Genomic DNA, 16,887 nt, shown 5'->3' with positions numbered 1-16,887 from the left:
AAAGATTTTCCCTGACCAAGACCAGGGATAAACAGGAAAAAAAATATGGCGACAACAAGACTCAAAAATTTATACCAAGAGACAATCGTCCCCAAACTGATGAATCAGTTTCAATACACCAACATTCATCAGGTGCCGAAGTTACTAAAAATTACGGTGAACCGGGGATTGGGGGAAGCAGCTTCCAACGCGAAAGCATTAGAAGCCTCATTAAGTGAAATTGCCGTGATTACAGGTCAAAAACCGGTAGTCACGCGGGCGAAAAAGGCGATCGCTGGCTTCAAAATTCGTCAAGGAATGCCTGTTGGGATCATGGTGACACTTAGAGGCGAACGAATGTACGCCTTTATCGACCGACTGATCAGCCTTTCTTTGCCTAGAATTAGAGACTTTCGCGGCATTAGTCCCAAAAGCTTTGATGGTCGGGGAAATTATACTCTTGGCGTTAGAGAACAATTAATTTTTCCAGAAGTCGAGTACGACAGCATCGATCAAGTACGTGGTATGGATATTTCCATCATCACCAGCGCAAAAAATGACGAAGAGGGACGCGCGTTACTCAAAGAAATGGGAATGCCTTTTCGCGATCAATAAGTTCAGTTATACGAGGGAACGATGGCGGCTAACGACACAATTGCAGATATGCTGACGCGCATCCGCAATGCTACTATGGCAAGGCATCAAACAACACTAGTGCCGGCAACAAAAACGACCCGTAGTATTGCTAAAGTGCTTCGTGAAGAAGGTTTTATTTCCGAATACGAAGAAGCAGAAGATGGAGTAAAGCGTAACTTGGTGATTGCCCTGAAATACAAGGGTAAAAATCGCCAGCCTTTAATTACCGCTTTAAAGCGAGTGAGCAAACCAGGTTTGCGAGTTTACTCCAACAAAAAAGAATTACCACGGGTATTAGGTGGTATTGGCATTGCCATTATTTCTACATCCAGTGGCATTATGACCGATCGCGAAGCGCGACGTCAGAACTTGGGTGGTGAAGTGCTTTGCTACGTTTGGTAAGAAAGTTAGTGGTTAGTGGTTAGTGGTGAGTAGGAATTTGAAGAGGGGGAAAGGGGTTCATGGGAAAGAATTATTACCATTACCCAATGCCCATTGCCCATTGCCCAATAAATAACAACCAACTACCAACAACTAACAAATAACAAAGGATAAAATTTATGTCTCGAATTGGTAAACGTCCAATTACAGTCCCCGCTAAAGTACAAATAACAATTGACGGCACAAAAGTTGTGGTGAAAGGTCCCAAAGGTGAACTTTCTCGCGACTTGCCGCCGAATGTGATTGTCTCTCAAGAAGGGGAAATCTTACAAGTAAATCGACGCGATGATTCCCGCACATCTCGGCAGCTACACGGTTTATGCCGTACCTTAGTTGCCAACATGGTAGAAGGAGTTTCCACAGGTTTTCAACGTCGGTTGGAAATTCAAGGGGTAGGTTATAGGGCACAAGTTCAAGGTCGTAACCTCATCTTGAATATGGGTTATAGCCATCAAGTGCAAATTCTCCCACCAGACGGAATTCAGTTTGCAGTTGAAGGTACCACTAACGTCATCGTTAGCGGGTATGACAAAGAAATAGTAGGCAACACGGCAGCGAAAATTCGCGAAGTTCGCCGACCAGAACCTTATAAAGGTAAAGGTATTCGCTACGCCGGTGAAGTGGTTAGACGTAAAGCTGGTAAGACTGGTAAAGGTAAGAAGTAAAAATGAAACTTACTCGCAAAGAATCTAAACAGCGTCGCCATCGACGCGTCCGTGGTAAAGTAAGCGGTTCTGAAGAACGTCCACGGTTAGCTGTATTTCGCTCGAACGAGCATATTTATGCTCAGGTAATTGATGATACCAAACATCACACAATTGTGGCAGCCTCGAGTGTAGAGCCAGATTTGAAATCTAATTTGGCTTCAGGTTCTAACAAAGAAGCTAGTGTCCAAGTTGGCAAATTGATTGCAGTGCGATCGCTCGAAAAAGGCATAACTCAAGTAGTTTTTGATCGCGGTGGTAATTTATATCACGGTCGCATCAAAGCTTTAGCTGACGCAGCACGAGAAGCCGGCTTAAATTTCTAAAATTAGTAATTGGTTAGTTGATAGTGGATAGTGGTTAGTGGATAGTAAAGCAACCAACAAATAACAACTAACAAATAACAACCTACAACCAACAACCTACATAGCATTAATTATGGCAACCGAGCGTAAAAACAAAACAAAACGCGCTAAAAAAGAAGACACAACCTGGCAAGAACGGGTGATTCAGATCCGACGCGTTAGTAAGGTCGTTAAGGGAGGTAAAAAACTCAGCTTCCGAGCGATCGTTGTCGTTGGTAACGAACGCGGTCAAGTTGGTGTGGGAGTTGGTAAAGCTTCAGATGTAATTGGTGCCGTTAAAAAAGGCGTAGCCGACGGCAAAAAGCATTTGATCGAAATCCCCATGACCAAATCCAATTCCATTCCCCATCCGATTGATGGTACTGGTGGTGGCGCAAAAGTCATGATGCGACCAGCATCTCCAGGAACTGGGGTAATTGCCGGTGGTGCTGTCCGTACCGTATTGGAGTTAGCCGGAGTTCGCAACATTTTGGCGAAACAACTTGGCTCCAACAATCCACTCAATAATGCTAGAGCCGCAGTTAATGCCCTATCTACCTTACGTACCTTCGCCGAAGTTGCCGAAGATAGAGGCGTTCCTATTGAGAATCTCTACATTTAACAAGTCAAAAGTCAAGAGTCAGGAGTCAAGAGTCAAAAGTTCATTGACCATTGACCATTGACCATTGACCATTAACCATTGACCATTGACAAAATTATGAGACTAAATGATGTTCGTCCTCAAAAAGGCTCGAAAAAACGCAAGAAGCGTGTAGGTAGGGGTATTTCTGCCGGTCAAGGTGCCAGTGCTGGTTTAGGTATGCGGGGTCAAAAATCTCGCTCTGGTAGCAGCACCCGACCTGGTTTTGAAGGTGGTCAACAGCCGTTGTATCGCCGTATCCCTAAGTTAAAGGGCTTTCCAATTATTAATCGTAAAAATTATACTACGATTAATGTAGAGAAACTTGCCTCCCTTCCTGCTAATACAGAAGTTACTTTGGAATCTTTAAAGGCATCAGGTATTCTTACTAGTGCCAAAGCACCATTGAAAATTTTGGGCAATGGGGAATTAAGCGTTGCGCTCAATGTCAAAGCGGCAGCTTTCACAGGTCAAGCTCGAAGCAAAATTGAGGCAGCTGGTGGGAGTTGTGAAGTTATATGAAGGATGAAGGGTGAAGGAGAAGGATGAAAAATATATACTTCACATTTTATACTTTTGACTTTGTACTTCACACTTCACACTTCACAGTTCATACTTCAAAGGTAGCCCTTTATGATTAGTCGAGACAAAGCCCCAACGGCTCAAGAAACTTTTATGCAGATGGCGCAAGCAGCTGGACTAAGAGGTCGGCTGCTTGTCACCGTCGGTATTTTAATTTTGATTCGCCTGGGCATCTATTTGCCGATACCTGGAATAAATCGCGAGTTATTTCACCAAGCGATTCAGGGTAATAGCGCTATATTCGGCTTGTTAGACATATTCTCAGGACGCGGACTTTCTACTTTGGGAGTCTTTGCCTTGGGCATTTTGCCTTACATTAACGCTTCCATTATTATCCAATTGCTCACAACTGCGATTCCAGCTTTAGAAAATTTACAGAAAAATGAAGGTGAAGCCGGACGGCGAAAAATTTCCCAAATTACGCGCTATGTGTCTTTAGGTTGGGCGATTATTCAAAGTACTGCGTTCTCAGCATTTTTCTTACAGCAATTTGCTAAAGAACCTGGTCCGGTTTTCGTAGCGGAAACAGCGATCGCTCTCACCGCTGGTTCTATGTTTGTCATGTGGGCATCAGAACTAATCACCGAACGAGGGATTGGTAACGGAGCATCTTTGTTGATTTTTGTCAACATTGTCGCCTCATTACCAAAATCTTTGGGCGATACCATCGACTTGGTGCAAGTCGGGGGTCGGGAAATTGTCGGGCGTGTAATTGTACTAGTTTTAGTGTTCTTAGTAACAATTGTTGGGATTGTCTTTGTTCAAGAAGGAACGCGACGCATCCCCATTATTTCCGCTCGTCGTCAAGTTGGTCGGCGTGTTTTGGCAGAGCAGCGTAGTTATCTACCCCTGCGGCTAAATCAAGGCGGTGTCATGCCGATTATTTTTGCGGCTGCCATCTTGAGTTTGCCACTTTTGCTCGCTAATTTCACCAAAAATCCTGACTTGATTAATATTGTTAACAATTATTTGAGTCCGGGTGGTTCTGCGCCTTGGGCATACTCGCTGATTTACCTCGTTTCTATTGTTTTCTTCAGCTACTTCTACTCTTCGTTGATTCTTAACCCAGTAGATGTGGCGCAGAACTTGAAAAAAATGGGTTCTAGCATTCCTGGTGTTCGTCCGGGTAAAACAACGAGTGAGTATATTGAGCGCGTGACGAATCGACTAACTTTTTTAGGTGCTATTTTTTTGGGCTTAGTTGCGATTATTCCCACTGCGGTAGAAAGCTCTTTAGGTGTGCCAACCTTTAAAGGACTTGGTGCAACTAGTTTGCTAATTCTGGTTGGTGTGGCAATTGACACAGCTAAACAAGTCCAAACTTACGTCATATCTCAGCGCTATGAAGGAATGGTGAAACAATAGTGACGCGATTAATCTTCTTGGGACCACCTGGAGCTGGTAAGGGAACTCAAGCTCAAAACTTAGCTTACGAGTGCAATATTCCCCATATTTCCACGGGTGATATATTGCGTCAAGCAATGAAAGAGCAAACCCTTTTAGGAATTAAAGCTCAAAATTACGTTGATAGTGGCGAGTTGGTTCCCGACCAGCTCATGCAGGAGCTAGTGCAGGAGCGTCTTAGTCAACCAGATATTAAGTCTGGATGGATTTTAGATGGCTTTCCTCGCAAAGTAACGCAAGCAGTTTTTTTGCAGGAATTGCTGCTTCATATGGGTCTTTCTAGCGGTGAAAAGGTGGTCAATCTGGATGTGCCAGATGATGTAGTAGTAGAACGTTTACTTGCTCGCGGACGAAAAGATGATACCGAAGAGGTGATTCGTCGTCGCTTAGAAGTTTACCGCAATGAAACTGCACCTTTGATTGATTATTACGGATCGAAGCAACAACTTCTCACCGTCAATGGTAATCAATCCCAAGAAGAAGTCACTAATGAACTTAAGAAGGTAATCGCTTTTTAGTTTCACTCATGGGGACAAAAAGGACAAGGGAGACAAGGACACAAGGGGACAAGGGGACAAAAATAAGAATTCTTCTTTGCCCATCCCCCACTCCTCCACTCCCCCACTCCCCCTGAGGGTAGGATGAATTGAAAATTTCGCTAAAATATATTAAGAAACTGTTGATATAATCGCCAAATTGTGTTCTCTTGCAGATGTAATTACTGCAACTGTCGGGGGAAACTGTTGAATTGAGGAAAAAATAAATTGTCTAAACAAGATTTGATTGAAATGGAAGGCACTGTCACAGAGTCCCTACCAAATGCGATGTTTCGGGTTGACTTGGATAATGGCTTTAATGTTCTAGCTCATATTTCTGGTAAGATTCGCCGGAACTATATCAAGATTTTACCTGGCGATCGCGTCAAAGTAGAATTAACTCCCTACGACCTGACAAAGGGTAGAATAACTTATCGACTGCGGAAGAAGTAGGTAAATGTCTAACTTGATGTTTGAAGGTATTATCACCCAAGTTTTATTACCTGAAAATGTTGAATTAGAAAATGGCTCTACTGTCAAAGCTCACAAGTTCCAGGTTGAACTTGACAATGCGTCTAACATCTTGGCTTACCTTCCCTTGCATCGTCACTATATCAAAATTTTAGCCGGCGATCGCATCAAAATGAAGTTGGATAATAACGACCATGAAAAAGGCAGAATCACTTATAGAATGCGGAAAAAGTAAGTATATGTAGATAATTTTACCAGAAATCACCATATTTGGTGTTAAGCAAAAAAATAACTGACTAAATTCCCAATAAATGCTATAATCTACTATTTGGAGTCAATTAAGAACGGCATGAAAGTCAGAGCTTCAGTCAAGAAAATTTGTGAAAAGTGTAACGTTATCAAACGTCGCGGGCGCGTGATGGTTATTTGTGTTAATCCCAAGCACAAGCAACGTCAGGGATAGCATCGATACTGCTAGGAATGACGTTAATCGGGTGAAGCGAAAAAAATCACCGTCACGCAGATAGTAACAGTACTGGCAAGAATAATAGGGAGAAAGTAAGAAATGGCACGTATTGCCGGAGTAGACCTTCCACGCGACAAACGTGTAGAAATTGGTCTAACTTATATCTACGGAATTGGATTATCTAGATCGCAAGAAATATTAGCTAATACTGGTGTAAATCCAGATATTCGTGTAAAAGACTTAAGTGATGCGGATGTAGCAGCGCTACGGGGAATCATTGAGAGCGACTATCAAGTAGAAGGTGACTTGCGGCGTTTAGAGGGACTGAACATCAAGCGTCTGATTGATATTGGTTCCTACAGAGGTCGTCGTCATCGCATGGGCTTGCCAGTCAGAGGACAAAGAACTCGTACCAACGCCAGAACTCGTCGAGGCAGACGGCAGACAGTGGCAGGTAAGAAGAAAGCTCCCGGCAAATAAATTTTCAACGCTGTCTGACAACAACTATTACCATTATTCAACTACACCGATATTATGGCGCGACAACCAACTAAAAAAAGTGGCAGCAAAAAGCAAAAACGCAACGTTCCTAATGGAATGGCATATATCCAGTCTACTTTCAACAATAGCATTGTCACCATTACCGATCAAAACGGAGATGTGATTTCTTGGGCAAGTGCTGGTTCTAGCGGTTTTAAAGGAGCAAAAAAAGGAACTCCCTTCGCAGCCCAAACCGCCGCAGAAAGTGCAGCACGCCGAGCGATGGACTCTGGAATGCGCCAAATAGAGGTAATGGTTTCAGGTCCGGGAGCGGGCAGAGAAACCGCTATTCGGGCACTGCAAGGAGCCGGATTGGAAATTACACTGATTCGGGATATTACCCCAATTCCTCACAATGGTTGCCGTCCCCCGAAGCGCCGTCGAGTTTAGACATTGTAGCTGTTGGGCGATCGCGTTTAAACTGCATCGTCCACAACCTATGAATAAAGCTTCAAATACCAACATTGGCAGGTATGAAAAAGCTTCCTTGAAGTTCCAAAGCATTAAGTAAATAAAGACGAGGCAATTGATTTGCCTTTTAGCAGCACCTTAAAAGAAGGGAGGCTACTCCGTGCCGCAGTTTCAAATTGAATGTGTAGAATCTAATACCGAGGAAAGTCGGAACCATTACAGTAAATTTGTCTTAGAACCACTAGAGCGCGGTCAGGGAACAACAGTAGGTAACGCCCTGAGAAGAGTTTTACTATCTAATCTAGAGGGTACAGCAGTTACCGCAGTGCGGATTGCAGGCGTTTCCCACGAGTTTGCCACAGTTCCGGGTGTGCGAGAAGACGTACTGGAAATCCTCATGAAAATGAAGGAAGTTATCCTGAAAAACTATTCTTCTCAACCCCAGATTGGTCGTTTACTGGTTACAGGTCCAGCCACAATCACTGCGGCACATTTTGACTTGCCTAGTGAAGTAGAAGTGATCGACCAAACTCAGTATGTAGCGACCATCGCTGAGGGAGCAAAGCTGGAAATGGAATTCCGCATTGAGAAAGGCAAAGGATATCGCACCGTAGAGCGAGGACGTGAGGAAGCCACATCTTTAGACTTTCTCCAAATCGACTCCGTGTTTATGCCTGTGCGGAAAGTTAATTATAGTGTTGAGGACTTCCGTGGAGATAACTCCATACCCAAAGACCGACTACTGTTGGAAGTTTGGACAAATGGCAGTATCTCACCTCAAGAAGCACTTTCCTCTGCCGCTGCTATCTTGGTAGATTTATTCAATCCTTTGAAGGATATCTCCCTCGATCCAGTCGATACAAACTCAGATATCCCAGACGATCCAACCGCTCAAATTCCCATCGAAGAATTACAGCTTTCTGTACGAGCCTATAACTGTCTCAAACGAGCACAAGTAAACTCTGTAGCAGATTTGTTGGATTTTACCCAAGAAGACCTCTTAGAAATCAAAAACTTCGGTCAGAAGTCGGCAGAAGAAGTAGTAGAAGCTTTACAGCGACGCTTAGGCATTACTCTGCCACAGGAAAGAGGCTCCAAACACGCATAGTTGGTTGTTAGTAGTTAGTAGTTATTACTTATTGGCTGATAAACAACTAACAACTAACAATCAACAACTAACAACTAGCAACTAACAACTAACAACTAACAACTAACAAAAAGATTATGCGTCACCGTTGTCGCGTCAAAAAACTTGGTAAACCAGCCGACCAGCGTCGTGCTTTATTGCGATCGCTCACCACCGAGCTGATTCGTCATGGTCGGATCACCACTACTTTAATTCGCGCTAAAGTTTTGCGAAGCGAAGTGGACAAAATGATTACCCTAGCTAAAAATGGTTCATTGACAGCACGTCGTGAAGCCCTTGGCTATATATTCGACAAACAACTAGTTCATGCTTTGTTTGAACAAGCCCCCACCAGGTATGGTAATCGTCAAGGTGGTTATACTCGCATTCTGCATACCGTCCCGCGTCGGGGTGACAATGCGGAAATGGCAATAATTGAATTAGTTTGAGTCATTAGTCATTGGTCATTATTTAAGAATCTTAAACAAATGACTTTTAACTATTGACAATTGACCAAATTCCTATGTTAGAAAGCCACCCTACACCGACTTATAGAGTAGCCCTAGTAATTCAATACCTGGGCACTCATTTTCATGGGTGGCAACGACAACTACAACAACGCACCGTGCAAGAAGAGATAGAAAAAGCTATCTCAGTTATACTGGGGTATCATGTGACACTACACGGCGCAGGGCGAACCGACTCCGGAGTTCACGCAGCTGCTCAAGTAGCCCATTTTGATGCCACAGGTAGAATCCCCGCCGAAAAGTGGGCTACAGTTCTTAATAGCTATTTGCCCAAAGATATATTGATTCGGGCTTCGGCAGGTGTAAGTAACAGTTGGCACGCTCGCTTTGGTGCAGCTTATCGACGTTATCGTTACACGCTTTACACCGAAGACCGACCGAACTTGTTCGTTAGACCCTTTAGTTGGCATTATTATTATGCACCCCTGGATGAAGCTTTAATTCAGGCTGCCCTTAAACCCTTGATGGGAAAGCATCATTTAGCTGCTTTTCACCGTGCGGGTTCAAAGCGCAAGCATTCCTGGGTAGAAGTGCAAGCAGCGGAGTGTTATCGTACAGGATCATTTCTTCATATTGAAATTCAGGCAGATGGATTTTTGTATGGCATGGTGCGGCTGTTGGTAGGAATGTTAGTAGAAGTAGGTTCACAAGAGCGATCGCTTTCTAACTTTACAGAAATCTGGACATATCAACACCGGGAAAAAGTCAAATATGCCGCACCCCCCCAAGGATTATGCTTGTTGCGAGTCGGTTATCCAGATTTTCCTTTTCCCCAAGAAGTTTGGTACGACACCTTACCAAAATTAGTTTTTGGTTAGTGGTTAGTAGTTAGGAGGAGCGCAGTTATTGAGGTTGCACCTGATCGCCCTCAGGCTGGAAGCCTGGGGCTACACGAACAAAGCCCACCTGCGTGGGCTAAACTAGGCGCATCTTCATATAAAAACGGTATTAGTAGAACAACTATCAACCATCAACTAACCACTATCAACTATCAACTAACCATTAACAAACAAAGGACACATGACAAATGACAACAAACAAAACCTACCTTCCTCCCGTAGCATCCATTGAGCGTGAGTGGTACATAGTAGATGCCACCGACAAACGCTTAGGTCGCCTCGCAACCGAAATCGCCATGATTTTGCGCGGCAAAAATAAACCAGAATATACCCCTCACATGGACACAGGCGGCTTCGTCATTGTCGTCAATGCTGAGAAAGTCACAGTCACAGGCAAAAAGCGGACTCAAAAAATCTACCGTCGCCACTCCGGTCGTCCTGGTGGGATGAAAACCGAAACCTTCGCCAAGCTGCAAGACCGCTTACCAGAAAGGATTATCGAAGTCGCCGTCAAAGGTATGCTACCGAAAAATAGCCTTGGCAGGCAGCTATTTACCAAACTGAAAGTTTACGCTGGTGCAGATCATCCCCACGCAGCGCAACAACCTAAAGAACTAAAAATTAATACAATTCCTGGAGCCGAAAACTAATGCAAGCACTAGACACCAACAGTGGTCGCGCCGTTTACTGGGGTACTGGTCGCCGGAAATCAGCAGTCGCACGGGTACGCCTAGTTCCAGGTACCGGTCAGATGACCGTAAATGGCAAACCTGGAGATTTATATTTCCAATTCAATGCCAACTATTTAGGAGTCATCAAAGCACCCCTAGAAACTTTGGGATTGGAAAACGAATATGACATTTTGGTGAAAGCTGAAGGTGGTGGCTTAACCGGACAAGCTGACTCTGTTCGCTTAGGAGTCGCCCGTGCGCTATGTCAACTAGATCCAGAAAACCGCCCACCTTTGAAAACCGAAGGCTACCTCACCCGCGATCCACGGGCGAAAGAGCGCAAAAAATACGGTTTGCACAAAGCCCGCAAAGCACCTCAATACTCGAAACGATAAGGAATTGGGCATGGGGCATTGGGCATGGGGCATGGGGCATTGGGCATTGGGCAATCTGAGGAGGGGGAAAGGGGAAAGGGAAAGGGGGAAAAAAATATCATGAGTGATTTAAATAACTCTTTATTTCTATACCTTTACCCTTTACCCTTTTCCCCTCTTTAAATCTCCCCAGTCCCCAGTCCCCAGTCCCTAGCCCCCAGTCCCTAGCCCCCAGTCCTCGTCCCAAGTTATAATTTATATAGATTAACCACGAAAGGAAAATGGCTAAACCTGATATTCATCCTAAGTGGTATCCAGATGCGAAAGTTTACTGCAACGGTCAAGTCGTAATGACCATTGGCTCAACCAAGCCAGAATTGCATGTAGATGTTTGGTCTGGAAACCACCCATTCTATACCGGCACCCAGAAGATGATTGACACCGAAGGTCGAGTAGAACGCTTCCTTCGCAAGTACGGTATGTCCTCATCGTCAGGTGAAGAAGGCGCAGGCGGCAAAAAGAAAAAGTAGCAAAAAGGCTTGGGCAGTGTTAACGACGACCCTGTACTTTTCGGGGTCGGTTGTATTTTTTCCTAAGCCAATTTGTTATTTAAAGGAGCGCAAAGACTCATCATGGCTGAATCATACCTGCTGGATAAATTAAAATCCGTTGAACAAACTTTTAATGAATTAACCCGTCGGCTTGGCGATCCGGATACTGCCAAAAATCCGGATGAGTATCAACAAATTGCCAAGTCACGCTCTTCTTTAGAAGAGGTAGTAGATACTTATGAAATTTGGAAAACTGCTACTGAAGACTTGATTGGGGCACGTCAAGTTTACAAAGAAGCAAGCAGCGATCCAGAAATGCAAGAAATGGCAGGACTGGAAGTCGATGAACTTGAGCAGAAAATCGAATATTTAGAAACTCGCTTGAAGGTATTGCTGTTACCCCGCGATCCGAATGATGATAAAAATATCATGCTGGAAATTCGCGCCGGTACTGGTGGTGATGAGGCAAGTATCTGGGCTGGGGATTTGCTGCGAATGTATTCGCGTTATGCTGATAGTCAAAGTTGGAAAGTGAAGCTGGTAAGTGAGTCTCTCGGTGAGATGGGCGGCTTCAAAGAAGTAATTCTCGAAATTCAGGGTGAGAGCGTTTACAGCAAGCTGAAGTTTGAAGCTGGAGTGCATCGCGTGCAGCGGGTGCCGGCAACCGAAGCTGGAGGACGAGTTCACACCTCGACAGCGACTGTAGCGATCATGCCAGAGGTGGATGAGGTGGAAATTCACATCGACCCGAAGGATATTGAGATGACTACAGCTCGTTCTGGTGGTGCTGGTGGGCAAAACGTCAACAAGGTAGAAACAGCGGCTGACTTGATGCACAAACCCACCGGAATTCGGATTTTCTGTACCGAAGAACGCAGCCAGTTACAAAATAAAGAACGGGCTATGCAAATTCTGCGGGCAAAGCTGTATGAAATCAAGTTGCGCGAACAACAAGAAGAAGTAACTTCCATGAGGCGATCGCAAGTTGGGACAGGTTCACGTTCTGAAAAGATTCGCACCTACAACTACAAAGATAACCGTGCCACCGACCACCGTCTTGGTCAAAATTATTCCCTTAACCCCGTCTTGGAAGGCGATTTAGAGCCACTGATTCAATCTTGTATCTCCCAAGACCAGCAGGAAAGGTTAGCCGAACTCGCCACTTCCGGCGCTAGTAATTAATTATTATGCGCGGTAGAGACATTCTGCCGGAACGTCTCTACGTAATTATCTGTAAAAACCGCTTGTAGTGTTGTTGTTTTCAAGACACACAAGCGGTTTTCTAATGCCGTGTAAAGTGCATCTTCAATTTCTCGGAAATAATTGTAATAAGCGAATTCATACCGCATGATGCGTTGTAATTTTGTCCATTCCTTCACCGTAGGGCAGGTATAAATTACCTTTTCTACTTCATTTTGCCAACGCGCAAAAATTCGGTAGCTGAAAAAGCTGCTGCATACACCACCTTGCTCATTCCAATAAGAAATACAAACTTGATGCTTCAGGCAGCGGATTTTCTTGATTTTCTGGACATGCTCACCTTGGGCTACAAGTGCTTCTTTGGCTTCGGCTTCCGAAATGTGCCAGAATTGTGGTTTAATTTTATTAGCGGCAATTAAACTTTGACCTTTGCGGCGATATTGTGTTTTCTTGCGTGTCCAACTAACCATGATGCACCCCCGTCTGTTATTGGCAGCAATGCCCAAAAACTAAGTAGCCTCGTTACCTGAATAACTAAAGGAAGATTGGCTACCTACAACCTTACTTTTAAGAATACCAGCTACAAGTTTCCATGTCAATATAAAAGTAACGTTGTAGGTCTTGCTCTCTAAACTTATAAGTAAAGTTGAGTAGCTACATCAGCAGTGAACATAGAAAGCAGAGAAAAACTGATTGAAATTATCAAACTAGCTCGTGGTTCAATGAGTCAAAGAGCTTTTGGCAAGCTTTTGGGTGTTTCTGCTACTGCTGTACAGTTGTGGGAAAAGGGTGTGAATGTACCAGACACCGAATATTTGGCTCAGATAGCAGCTCGTGCAGGCTACACGTTGGAAGAGTTACTCTGTTGTTTGGAAGGCAGAGCAGTACCAGAAATATCAGATTTGAGTGTGATTTTAAGACAAATCAAATATATGCCTTTGTCTCAAGTCGCTCAGATAGCTCAAGCAACTGCGGAGAGATTTGCTTCTGTTGCTGAAGCTTCACAAGATGAAGTCAAAGCCAGTTGAGCGACTAAAAATGAAGCACTTCAAGCGCAGCAAGATAAATACTAAACTTGTAAATAAAGTTGACTAGCTATAAAAGCAGTGAACATTGAAAGTAGACAAAAACTGATTGAAATTATCAAACTAGCTCGTGGTTCAACAAGTCAAAGAGCTTTTGGCAAGCTTTTGGGAGTTTCTGCTACTGCTGTTCAAATGTGGGAAAAGGGTGTGAAGGTTCCAGATACTGAAAATCTGGCTCAGATAGCAACCAGAGCTGGGTACACAATGGAAGAGTTACTCTGCTGTTTGGAAGGTAAACCAGTACCAGAAACTTCAGATGTCAGCGCGATTCTCAGACAAATTAATCATATGCCTTTGTCTCAAGTGGCTCAGATAGTTCAAGCTGCTGCTGCGAGATTGGCTGCTGTGGCTGAGTCTGCGGGAGATGAAGCGAAAGTTAGTTGAATTTTGAGCGTTGCTGAATCCAAATATGAAAATTAAAAATCAAGCATCTCAAACTCTTACTCTCTGCGACTCTGCGGCTCTGCGTGAGACAAATTCATATTCGCATAGCAGCAACACCGAATTTTGAGCTAATAGCGATCGCCCATCCCAATACAATTCTGCCCTGAGGGAGGAGGGAGTGCAAATTTCCCAAATATAAAATACCATTTGGATTGATGAATTTATCACAAAGGAATAGTTAAAAATACTGATTATTCCCCAAGTATCAAAATCCAAAATGGTAGCAGCTACACTTGAAAGTCTCCACAAATTTGTTAATTTTTGCCATTCTCACATCAAAGGTGAAGAAAGAAAAGAAGCGCAAACCTTTCTAGATAGGTTTTTTCGAGCGTTTGGACATGAGGGAGCGCTAGAAGCGGGAGCGAGTTACGAAGAAGCGATTAAAAAAAGCAGCAAGAAGGGTAAAACCGGCTTTGCTGATTTGGTGTGGAAACCCCGCGTATTGATTGAGATGAAGAAGCGCGGGGAAGATTTAAGTAAGCATTATTCTCAGGCTTTTGATTATTGGACGCGGTTAGTACCAAATCGTCCGCGTTATGTGTTGTTGTGCAATTTTGACGAATTCTGGATTTTTGACTTTGATATTCAACTAGATACACCCGTAGATGTAATTCCCCTAGAGCAACTGCCAGAAAGGGCAGGAGCCTTTGCGTTTATGGAATTAGGGGAAAAACCTCCTGTATTTAGAAATAACCAGCTCGTAGTCACAGAACGCGCTGCACGTCGGATGGGTGAATTGCTACTGGAGTTGGAAAAACGCAAAATTGAGAAGTTGACAGCGCAGCGGTTTATTTTGCAATGCGTGCTAGCGATGTTTGCTGAAGATAGGCAATTATTACCCCGTGATATGTTTATTTCCTGCGTTCAGGATTGCATGAAAGGGGCAAGTTCTTATGATGTTTTGGGTGGTTTATTTCGGGAAATGAATCAGCCAGGAATTACGCCAGCGGGACGTTATCAAGGTGTAGATTATTTTAACGGCGGTTTATTTTCGCTAATTCATGGAATTGATTTAACGCGGGAAGAATTGAACTTTTTGGATGTATCAGCGCGGGAAGATTGGAGTAAAGTACGTCCGGCAATTTTCGGTAATTTGTTTGAAGGAACGGTGGATAAAAAAGAGCGTCATGCACGCGGAATTCATTTTACTTCAGAAGCGGACATTATGAAAATTGTCCGTCCAACTATTAGTAGATATTGGGAAGAAAGAATTGAAGAGGCTACGACTATAGGTGAACTTTCGGCTTTGCAATTGGAATTACAAAGTTATCGGGTGTTAGATCCGGCTTGTGGTTCGGGGAATTTTCTCTACATGGCATATCAGGAGTTAAAGCGAATTGAAATGCTTTTGTTAGATAAGATTGCCCAGCGTCGGAAGTCGGCTAATGAGCAAATGCAAATGGGTTTTGTAACACCACAGCAATTTTATGGGATGGATACAAATCCCTTTGCGGTGGAGTTAGCGCGAGTGACTTTGATGATTGCGCGGAAGATTGCAATTGATAATTTGAAGTTGACTGAACCGGCTTTGCCTTTGGATACGTTGGATAAAAATATTGTTTGTCAGGATGCGCTTTTTAGTGAATGGCAGAAAGCGGATGCAATTATCGGCAATCCTCCCTTTTTAGGTGGAAAGCATATGAGAATAGCTTTGGGAGATGAATATATAGATAAGGTTTTTCAACACTTTCCAGATGTCAAAGATTCTGTAGATTTTTGTGCTTATTGGTTTCGGCTAGCTCATAATCATATTGACGAAAAAGGTAGAGCCGGATTAGTTGGGACTAATTCAGTTAGTCAAGGTAAAAGTAGAATTGCTGCTTTAGATTATATTACTCAAAATGGTGGCTATATTCATGAAGCTGTTTCTACACAACCTTGGTCGGGTGAAGCAAAGGTTCATGTTAGTATTGTTAATTGGAGTAAGGAACTACCTAACAAATATTATTTAGATAATGAAGTAGTTTCAAGAATAAGTTCTTCACTTAAAACAACAATTGATGTTTCACAGGCTGTTAGATTAAAAGCGAATCTAAATAAATGCTTTCAGGGTGTAATTCCTGTTGGGGAAGGATTTATAGTTACTGAGCAGCAAGTTAACGAATGGATTAAAACTGATTCAAAAAATCAAGATGTTCTAAAGCTTTTTTCAATGGGTGCAAATCTGGCTAAAAATCCTCACGGGAAGCCTGAACGCTGGATTATTGATTTTAGTAATATGAGTATTGAAGAAGCAAGTGATTACGAGTTACCTTTTGAGCATATTAGAATTTATGTTAAGCCAGAACGAGAAAAAAATCGCGAAGCAGTCATGAGGGAAAAATGGTGGAGATTTAAGCGTACTAATGAGGGAATGAGAAAAGCTATAAAACCTCTATCTTACTACTTCGCAGTTCCCGAAGTATCTAAATGGGCTATTTTTATTCCTTGTCCTCTTGAATGGCTTCCAGGTAATAAGACTAAAGCTGTTGCATCGGATGATTTTTATATTTTTGGTGTTCTTTCATCTCAAGTTCATCGTATTTGGATGCACGCTCAAAAGTCTACTTTAAAAGCTGATATTGCTTACACTCACAATACATGCTTTGAAACCTTCCCCTTTCCCCAAACACCTGATGCTAAATTAGTTAATCAAATTCGCGCTAAAGCTGAAGAACTTCATCAATATCGCACTCAACAAATGGAAGCGAAACAGTGGGGAATTACGACGCTGTATAATAACTTTTTTAATGAACCAACGAGCCAACTTTATAAATTGCATGAACAACTTGATAAACTAGTGATGCAAGCTTACGATTTTAACTCTAGCGACGACATTTTAGAGAAGCTGTTGGAATTGAATTTAGAATTAGCCGAAAAAGAAAAGCGGGGTGAAACTATTATAGGTTGTTCAGCACCCAGCTAAACCACAATAAC

Annotated in this window: 25 protein-coding genes; 23 read left to right on the top strand and 2 right to left on the bottom strand. The window is 43.2% G+C overall.

Annotated elements, in window-relative coordinates; all coding sequences use genetic code 11:
- The first annotated feature begins 45 nt into the window (after positions 1 to 45).
- The 20 genes from rplE to prfA all read left to right on the top strand — a co-directional run bounded on the left by rplE (position 46) and on the right by prfA (position 12,424).
- Positions 46 to 594, top strand: coding sequence for a 50S ribosomal protein L5 (rplE, locus tag TOL9009_RS0124745; protein WP_029635502.1), 549 nt, complete (start codon positions 46 to 48; stop codon positions 592 to 594).
- A 21-nt stretch (positions 595 to 615) separates the two neighbouring features.
- Positions 616 to 1,017, top strand: coding sequence for a 30S ribosomal protein S8 (rpsH, locus tag TOL9009_RS0124740; protein ID WP_029635500.1), 402 nt, complete (start codon positions 616 to 618; stop codon positions 1,015 to 1,017).
- Between the two features lie 158 nt (positions 1,018 to 1,175).
- A complete protein-coding gene (gene rplF, locus TOL9009_RS0124735; RefSeq protein ID WP_029635498.1) occupies positions 1,176 to 1,721 on the top strand; it encodes a 50S ribosomal protein L6 in 546 nt (181 codons plus the stop codon).
- A 2-nt stretch (positions 1,722 to 1,723) separates the two neighbouring features.
- Positions 1,724 to 2,086, top strand: a complete 363-nt coding sequence (gene rplR, locus TOL9009_RS0124730) for a 50S ribosomal protein L18 (protein ID WP_029635496.1) — start codon at positions 1,724 to 1,726, stop codon at positions 2,084 to 2,086.
- A gap of 112 nt (positions 2,087 to 2,198) precedes the next feature.
- On the top strand, positions 2,199 to 2,726 hold the full coding sequence (gene rpsE / locus TOL9009_RS0124725) for a 30S ribosomal protein S5 (RefSeq protein WP_029635494.1): 528 nt from the start codon (positions 2,199 to 2,201) through the stop codon (positions 2,724 to 2,726).
- 96 nt (positions 2,727 to 2,822) lie between these two features.
- Entirely contained in the window at positions 2,823 to 3,266 is a 444-nt protein-coding gene (rplO, locus tag TOL9009_RS0124720; protein WP_029635492.1) for a 50S ribosomal protein L15, read from the top strand.
- A 111-nt stretch (positions 3,267 to 3,377) separates the two neighbouring features.
- Positions 3,378 to 4,691 (top strand): preprotein translocase subunit SecY, encoded by a 1,314-nt coding sequence (gene secY, locus TOL9009_RS0124715; RefSeq protein ID WP_029635490.1) that lies wholly within the window; start codon positions 3,378 to 3,380, stop codon positions 4,689 to 4,691.
- Entirely contained in the window at positions 4,691 to 5,248 is a 558-nt protein-coding gene (locus tag TOL9009_RS0124710; RefSeq protein ID WP_029635488.1) for an adenylate kinase, read from the top strand. Before secY ends, TOL9009_RS0124710 begins: the two co-directional genes overlap by 1 nt.
- Positions 5,249 to 5,494: 246 nt before the next feature.
- On the top strand, positions 5,495 to 5,719 hold the full coding sequence (infA, locus tag TOL9009_RS0124705; RefSeq protein WP_006276978.1) for a translation initiation factor IF-1: 225 nt from the start codon (positions 5,495 to 5,497) through the stop codon (positions 5,717 to 5,719).
- Between the two features lie 4 nt (positions 5,720 to 5,723).
- Entirely contained in the window at positions 5,724 to 5,972 is a 249-nt protein-coding gene (locus TOL9009_RS0124700; protein ID WP_072022166.1) for a S1 domain-containing protein, read from the top strand.
- A gap of 114 nt (positions 5,973 to 6,086) precedes the next feature.
- Positions 6,087 to 6,200 (top strand): 50S ribosomal protein L36, encoded by a 114-nt coding sequence (rpmJ, locus tag TOL9009_RS43840; RefSeq protein WP_015129703.1) that lies wholly within the window; start codon positions 6,087 to 6,089, stop codon positions 6,198 to 6,200.
- A gap of 102 nt (positions 6,201 to 6,302) precedes the next feature.
- On the top strand, positions 6,303 to 6,683 hold the full coding sequence (gene rpsM / locus TOL9009_RS0124695) for a 30S ribosomal protein S13 (RefSeq protein ID WP_029635483.1): 381 nt from the start codon (positions 6,303 to 6,305) through the stop codon (positions 6,681 to 6,683).
- A gap of 54 nt (positions 6,684 to 6,737) precedes the next feature.
- Positions 6,738 to 7,133 (top strand): 30S ribosomal protein S11, encoded by a 396-nt coding sequence (gene rpsK, locus TOL9009_RS0124690; protein ID WP_029635481.1) that lies wholly within the window; start codon positions 6,738 to 6,740, stop codon positions 7,131 to 7,133.
- A 181-nt stretch (positions 7,134 to 7,314) separates the two neighbouring features.
- Entirely contained in the window at positions 7,315 to 8,262 is a 948-nt protein-coding gene (locus TOL9009_RS0124685; RefSeq protein ID WP_029635479.1) for a DNA-directed RNA polymerase subunit alpha, read from the top strand.
- Between the two features lie 116 nt (positions 8,263 to 8,378).
- Positions 8,379 to 8,729: a 50S ribosomal protein L17 gene (gene rplQ, locus TOL9009_RS0124680; protein ID WP_029635477.1), complete on the top strand. Its 351-nt coding sequence runs from the start codon at positions 8,379 to 8,381 to the stop codon at positions 8,727 to 8,729.
- Between the two features lie 74 nt (positions 8,730 to 8,803).
- Positions 8,804 to 9,625 carry a tRNA pseudouridine(38-40) synthase TruA gene (gene truA, locus TOL9009_RS0124675; protein ID WP_029635476.1) on the top strand — a complete coding sequence of 274 codons (822 nt, stop codon included), beginning with the start codon at positions 8,804 to 8,806 and terminating at the stop codon, positions 9,623 to 9,625.
- A gap of 209 nt (positions 9,626 to 9,834) precedes the next feature.
- Positions 9,835 to 10,296: a 50S ribosomal protein L13 gene (gene rplM, locus TOL9009_RS0124670; RefSeq protein ID WP_029635474.1), complete on the top strand. Its 462-nt coding sequence runs from the start codon at positions 9,835 to 9,837 to the stop codon at positions 10,294 to 10,296.
- Positions 10,296 to 10,712, top strand: coding sequence for a 30S ribosomal protein S9 (rpsI, locus tag TOL9009_RS0124665; protein WP_029635472.1), 417 nt, complete (start codon positions 10,296 to 10,298; stop codon positions 10,710 to 10,712). The genes rplM and rpsI overlap by 1 nt, the downstream gene beginning before the upstream one ends.
- A gap of 260 nt (positions 10,713 to 10,972) precedes the next feature.
- Complete coding sequence (gene rpmE / locus TOL9009_RS0124655; RefSeq protein WP_029635470.1) at positions 10,973 to 11,221, top strand: 50S ribosomal protein L31; 249 nt, start codon at positions 10,973 to 10,975, stop codon at positions 11,219 to 11,221.
- A gap of 102 nt (positions 11,222 to 11,323) precedes the next feature.
- Positions 11,324 to 12,424, top strand: a complete 1,101-nt coding sequence (gene prfA / locus TOL9009_RS0124650; RefSeq protein WP_029635469.1) for a peptide chain release factor 1 — start codon at positions 11,324 to 11,326, stop codon at positions 12,422 to 12,424.
- On the opposite strand, the gene TOL9009_RS0124645 is transcribed toward prfA, so the two are convergent.
- Entirely contained in the window at positions 12,421 to 12,912 is a 492-nt protein-coding gene (locus TOL9009_RS0124645; protein ID WP_029635467.1) for a hypothetical protein, read from the bottom strand. The two genes, prfA and TOL9009_RS0124645, sit on opposite strands and share 4 nt — an antisense overlap.
- A 195-nt stretch (positions 12,913 to 13,107) precedes the next feature.
- On the opposite strand from TOL9009_RS0124645, the gene TOL9009_RS0124640 reads away from it, so the two are divergent.
- Positions 13,108 to 13,470 (top strand): helix-turn-helix domain-containing protein, encoded by a 363-nt coding sequence (locus tag TOL9009_RS0124640; protein WP_029635465.1) that lies wholly within the window; start codon positions 13,108 to 13,110, stop codon positions 13,468 to 13,470.
- A 78-nt stretch (positions 13,471 to 13,548) separates the two neighbouring features.
- Entirely contained in the window at positions 13,549 to 13,911 is a 363-nt protein-coding gene (locus TOL9009_RS0124635; RefSeq protein WP_029635463.1) for a helix-turn-helix domain-containing protein, read from the top strand.
- A 48-nt stretch (positions 13,912 to 13,959) separates the two neighbouring features.
- Here the strand turns inward: TOL9009_RS0124635 and TOL9009_RS47725 are convergent, their stop codons facing one another.
- The gene (locus TOL9009_RS47725; protein ID WP_186227644.1) at positions 13,960 to 14,139 is read right to left on the bottom strand and encodes a hypothetical protein; all 180 of its coding nucleotides are present in this window, start codon (positions 14,137 to 14,139) and stop codon (positions 13,960 to 13,962) included.
- Between the two features lie 49 nt (positions 14,140 to 14,188).
- On the opposite strand from TOL9009_RS47725, the gene TOL9009_RS0124630 reads away from it, so the two are divergent.
- Positions 14,189 to 16,876 (top strand): DNA methyltransferase, encoded by a 2,688-nt coding sequence (locus tag TOL9009_RS0124630; RefSeq protein WP_029635461.1) that lies wholly within the window; start codon positions 14,189 to 14,191, stop codon positions 16,874 to 16,876.
- Positions 16,877 to 16,887 lie beyond the last annotated feature (11 nt).

This window comes from [Scytonema hofmanni] UTEX 2349 (assembly GCF_000582685.1).
Taxonomy (GTDB): Bacteria; Cyanobacteriota; Cyanobacteriia; order Cyanobacteriales; family Nostocaceae; genus Hassallia; species Hassallia hofmanni.
The sequence above is the reverse complement of the archived record's forward strand: the minus strand, read 5'-3'. Positions and strand labels throughout refer to the sequence as shown.

Excerpts from the sequence above, each read along its gene's own strand:
- TOL9009_RS0124700 (WP_072022166.1), top strand. The coding sequence starts at position 5,724 with ATGTCTAACTTGATGTTTGAAGGTATTATCACCCAAGTTTTATTACCT.
- rplM (WP_029635474.1), top strand. The coding sequence starts at position 9,835 with ATGACAACAAACAAAACCTACCTTCCTCCCGTAGCATCCATTGAGCGT.
- rplR (WP_029635496.1), top strand. The coding sequence starts at position 1,724 with ATGAAACTTACTCGCAAAGAATCTAAACAGCGTCGCCATCGACGCGTC.
- rplF (WP_029635498.1), top strand. The coding sequence starts at position 1,176 with ATGTCTCGAATTGGTAAACGTCCAATTACAGTCCCCGCTAAAGTACAA.
- TOL9009_RS0124630 (WP_029635461.1), top strand. The coding sequence starts at position 14,189 with ATGGTAGCAGCTACACTTGAAAGTCTCCACAAATTTGTTAATTTTTGC.
- rpsK (WP_029635481.1), top strand. The coding sequence starts at position 6,738 with ATGGCGCGACAACCAACTAAAAAAAGTGGCAGCAAAAAGCAAAAACGC.
- rplE (WP_029635502.1), top strand. The coding sequence starts at position 46 with ATGGCGACAACAAGACTCAAAAATTTATACCAAGAGACAATCGTCCCC.
- rpmE (WP_029635470.1), top strand. The coding sequence starts at position 10,973 with ATGGCTAAACCTGATATTCATCCTAAGTGGTATCCAGATGCGAAAGTT.
- rpsM (WP_029635483.1), top strand. The coding sequence starts at position 6,303 with ATGGCACGTATTGCCGGAGTAGACCTTCCACGCGACAAACGTGTAGAA.
- prfA (WP_029635469.1), top strand. The coding sequence starts at position 11,324 with ATGGCTGAATCATACCTGCTGGATAAATTAAAATCCGTTGAACAAACT.
- rpsH (WP_029635500.1), top strand. The coding sequence starts at position 616 with ATGGCGGCTAACGACACAATTGCAGATATGCTGACGCGCATCCGCAAT.
- rpsI (WP_029635472.1), top strand. The coding sequence starts at position 10,296 with ATGCAAGCACTAGACACCAACAGTGGTCGCGCCGTTTACTGGGGTACT.
- secY (WP_029635490.1), top strand. The coding sequence starts at position 3,378 with ATGATTAGTCGAGACAAAGCCCCAACGGCTCAAGAAACTTTTATGCAG.
- rplO (WP_029635492.1), top strand. The coding sequence starts at position 2,823 with ATGAGACTAAATGATGTTCGTCCTCAAAAAGGCTCGAAAAAACGCAAG.
- rplQ (WP_029635477.1), top strand. The coding sequence starts at position 8,379 with ATGCGTCACCGTTGTCGCGTCAAAAAACTTGGTAAACCAGCCGACCAG.
- rpsE (WP_029635494.1), top strand. The coding sequence starts at position 2,199 with ATGGCAACCGAGCGTAAAAACAAAACAAAACGCGCTAAAAAAGAAGAC.
- TOL9009_RS0124645 (WP_029635467.1), bottom strand. The coding sequence starts at position 12,912 with ATGGTTAGTTGGACACGCAAGAAAACACAATATCGCCGCAAAGGTCAA.
- rpmJ (WP_015129703.1), top strand. The coding sequence starts at position 6,087 with ATGAAAGTCAGAGCTTCAGTCAAGAAAATTTGTGAAAAGTGTAACGTT.
- truA (WP_029635476.1), top strand. The coding sequence starts at position 8,804 with ATGTTAGAAAGCCACCCTACACCGACTTATAGAGTAGCCCTAGTAATT.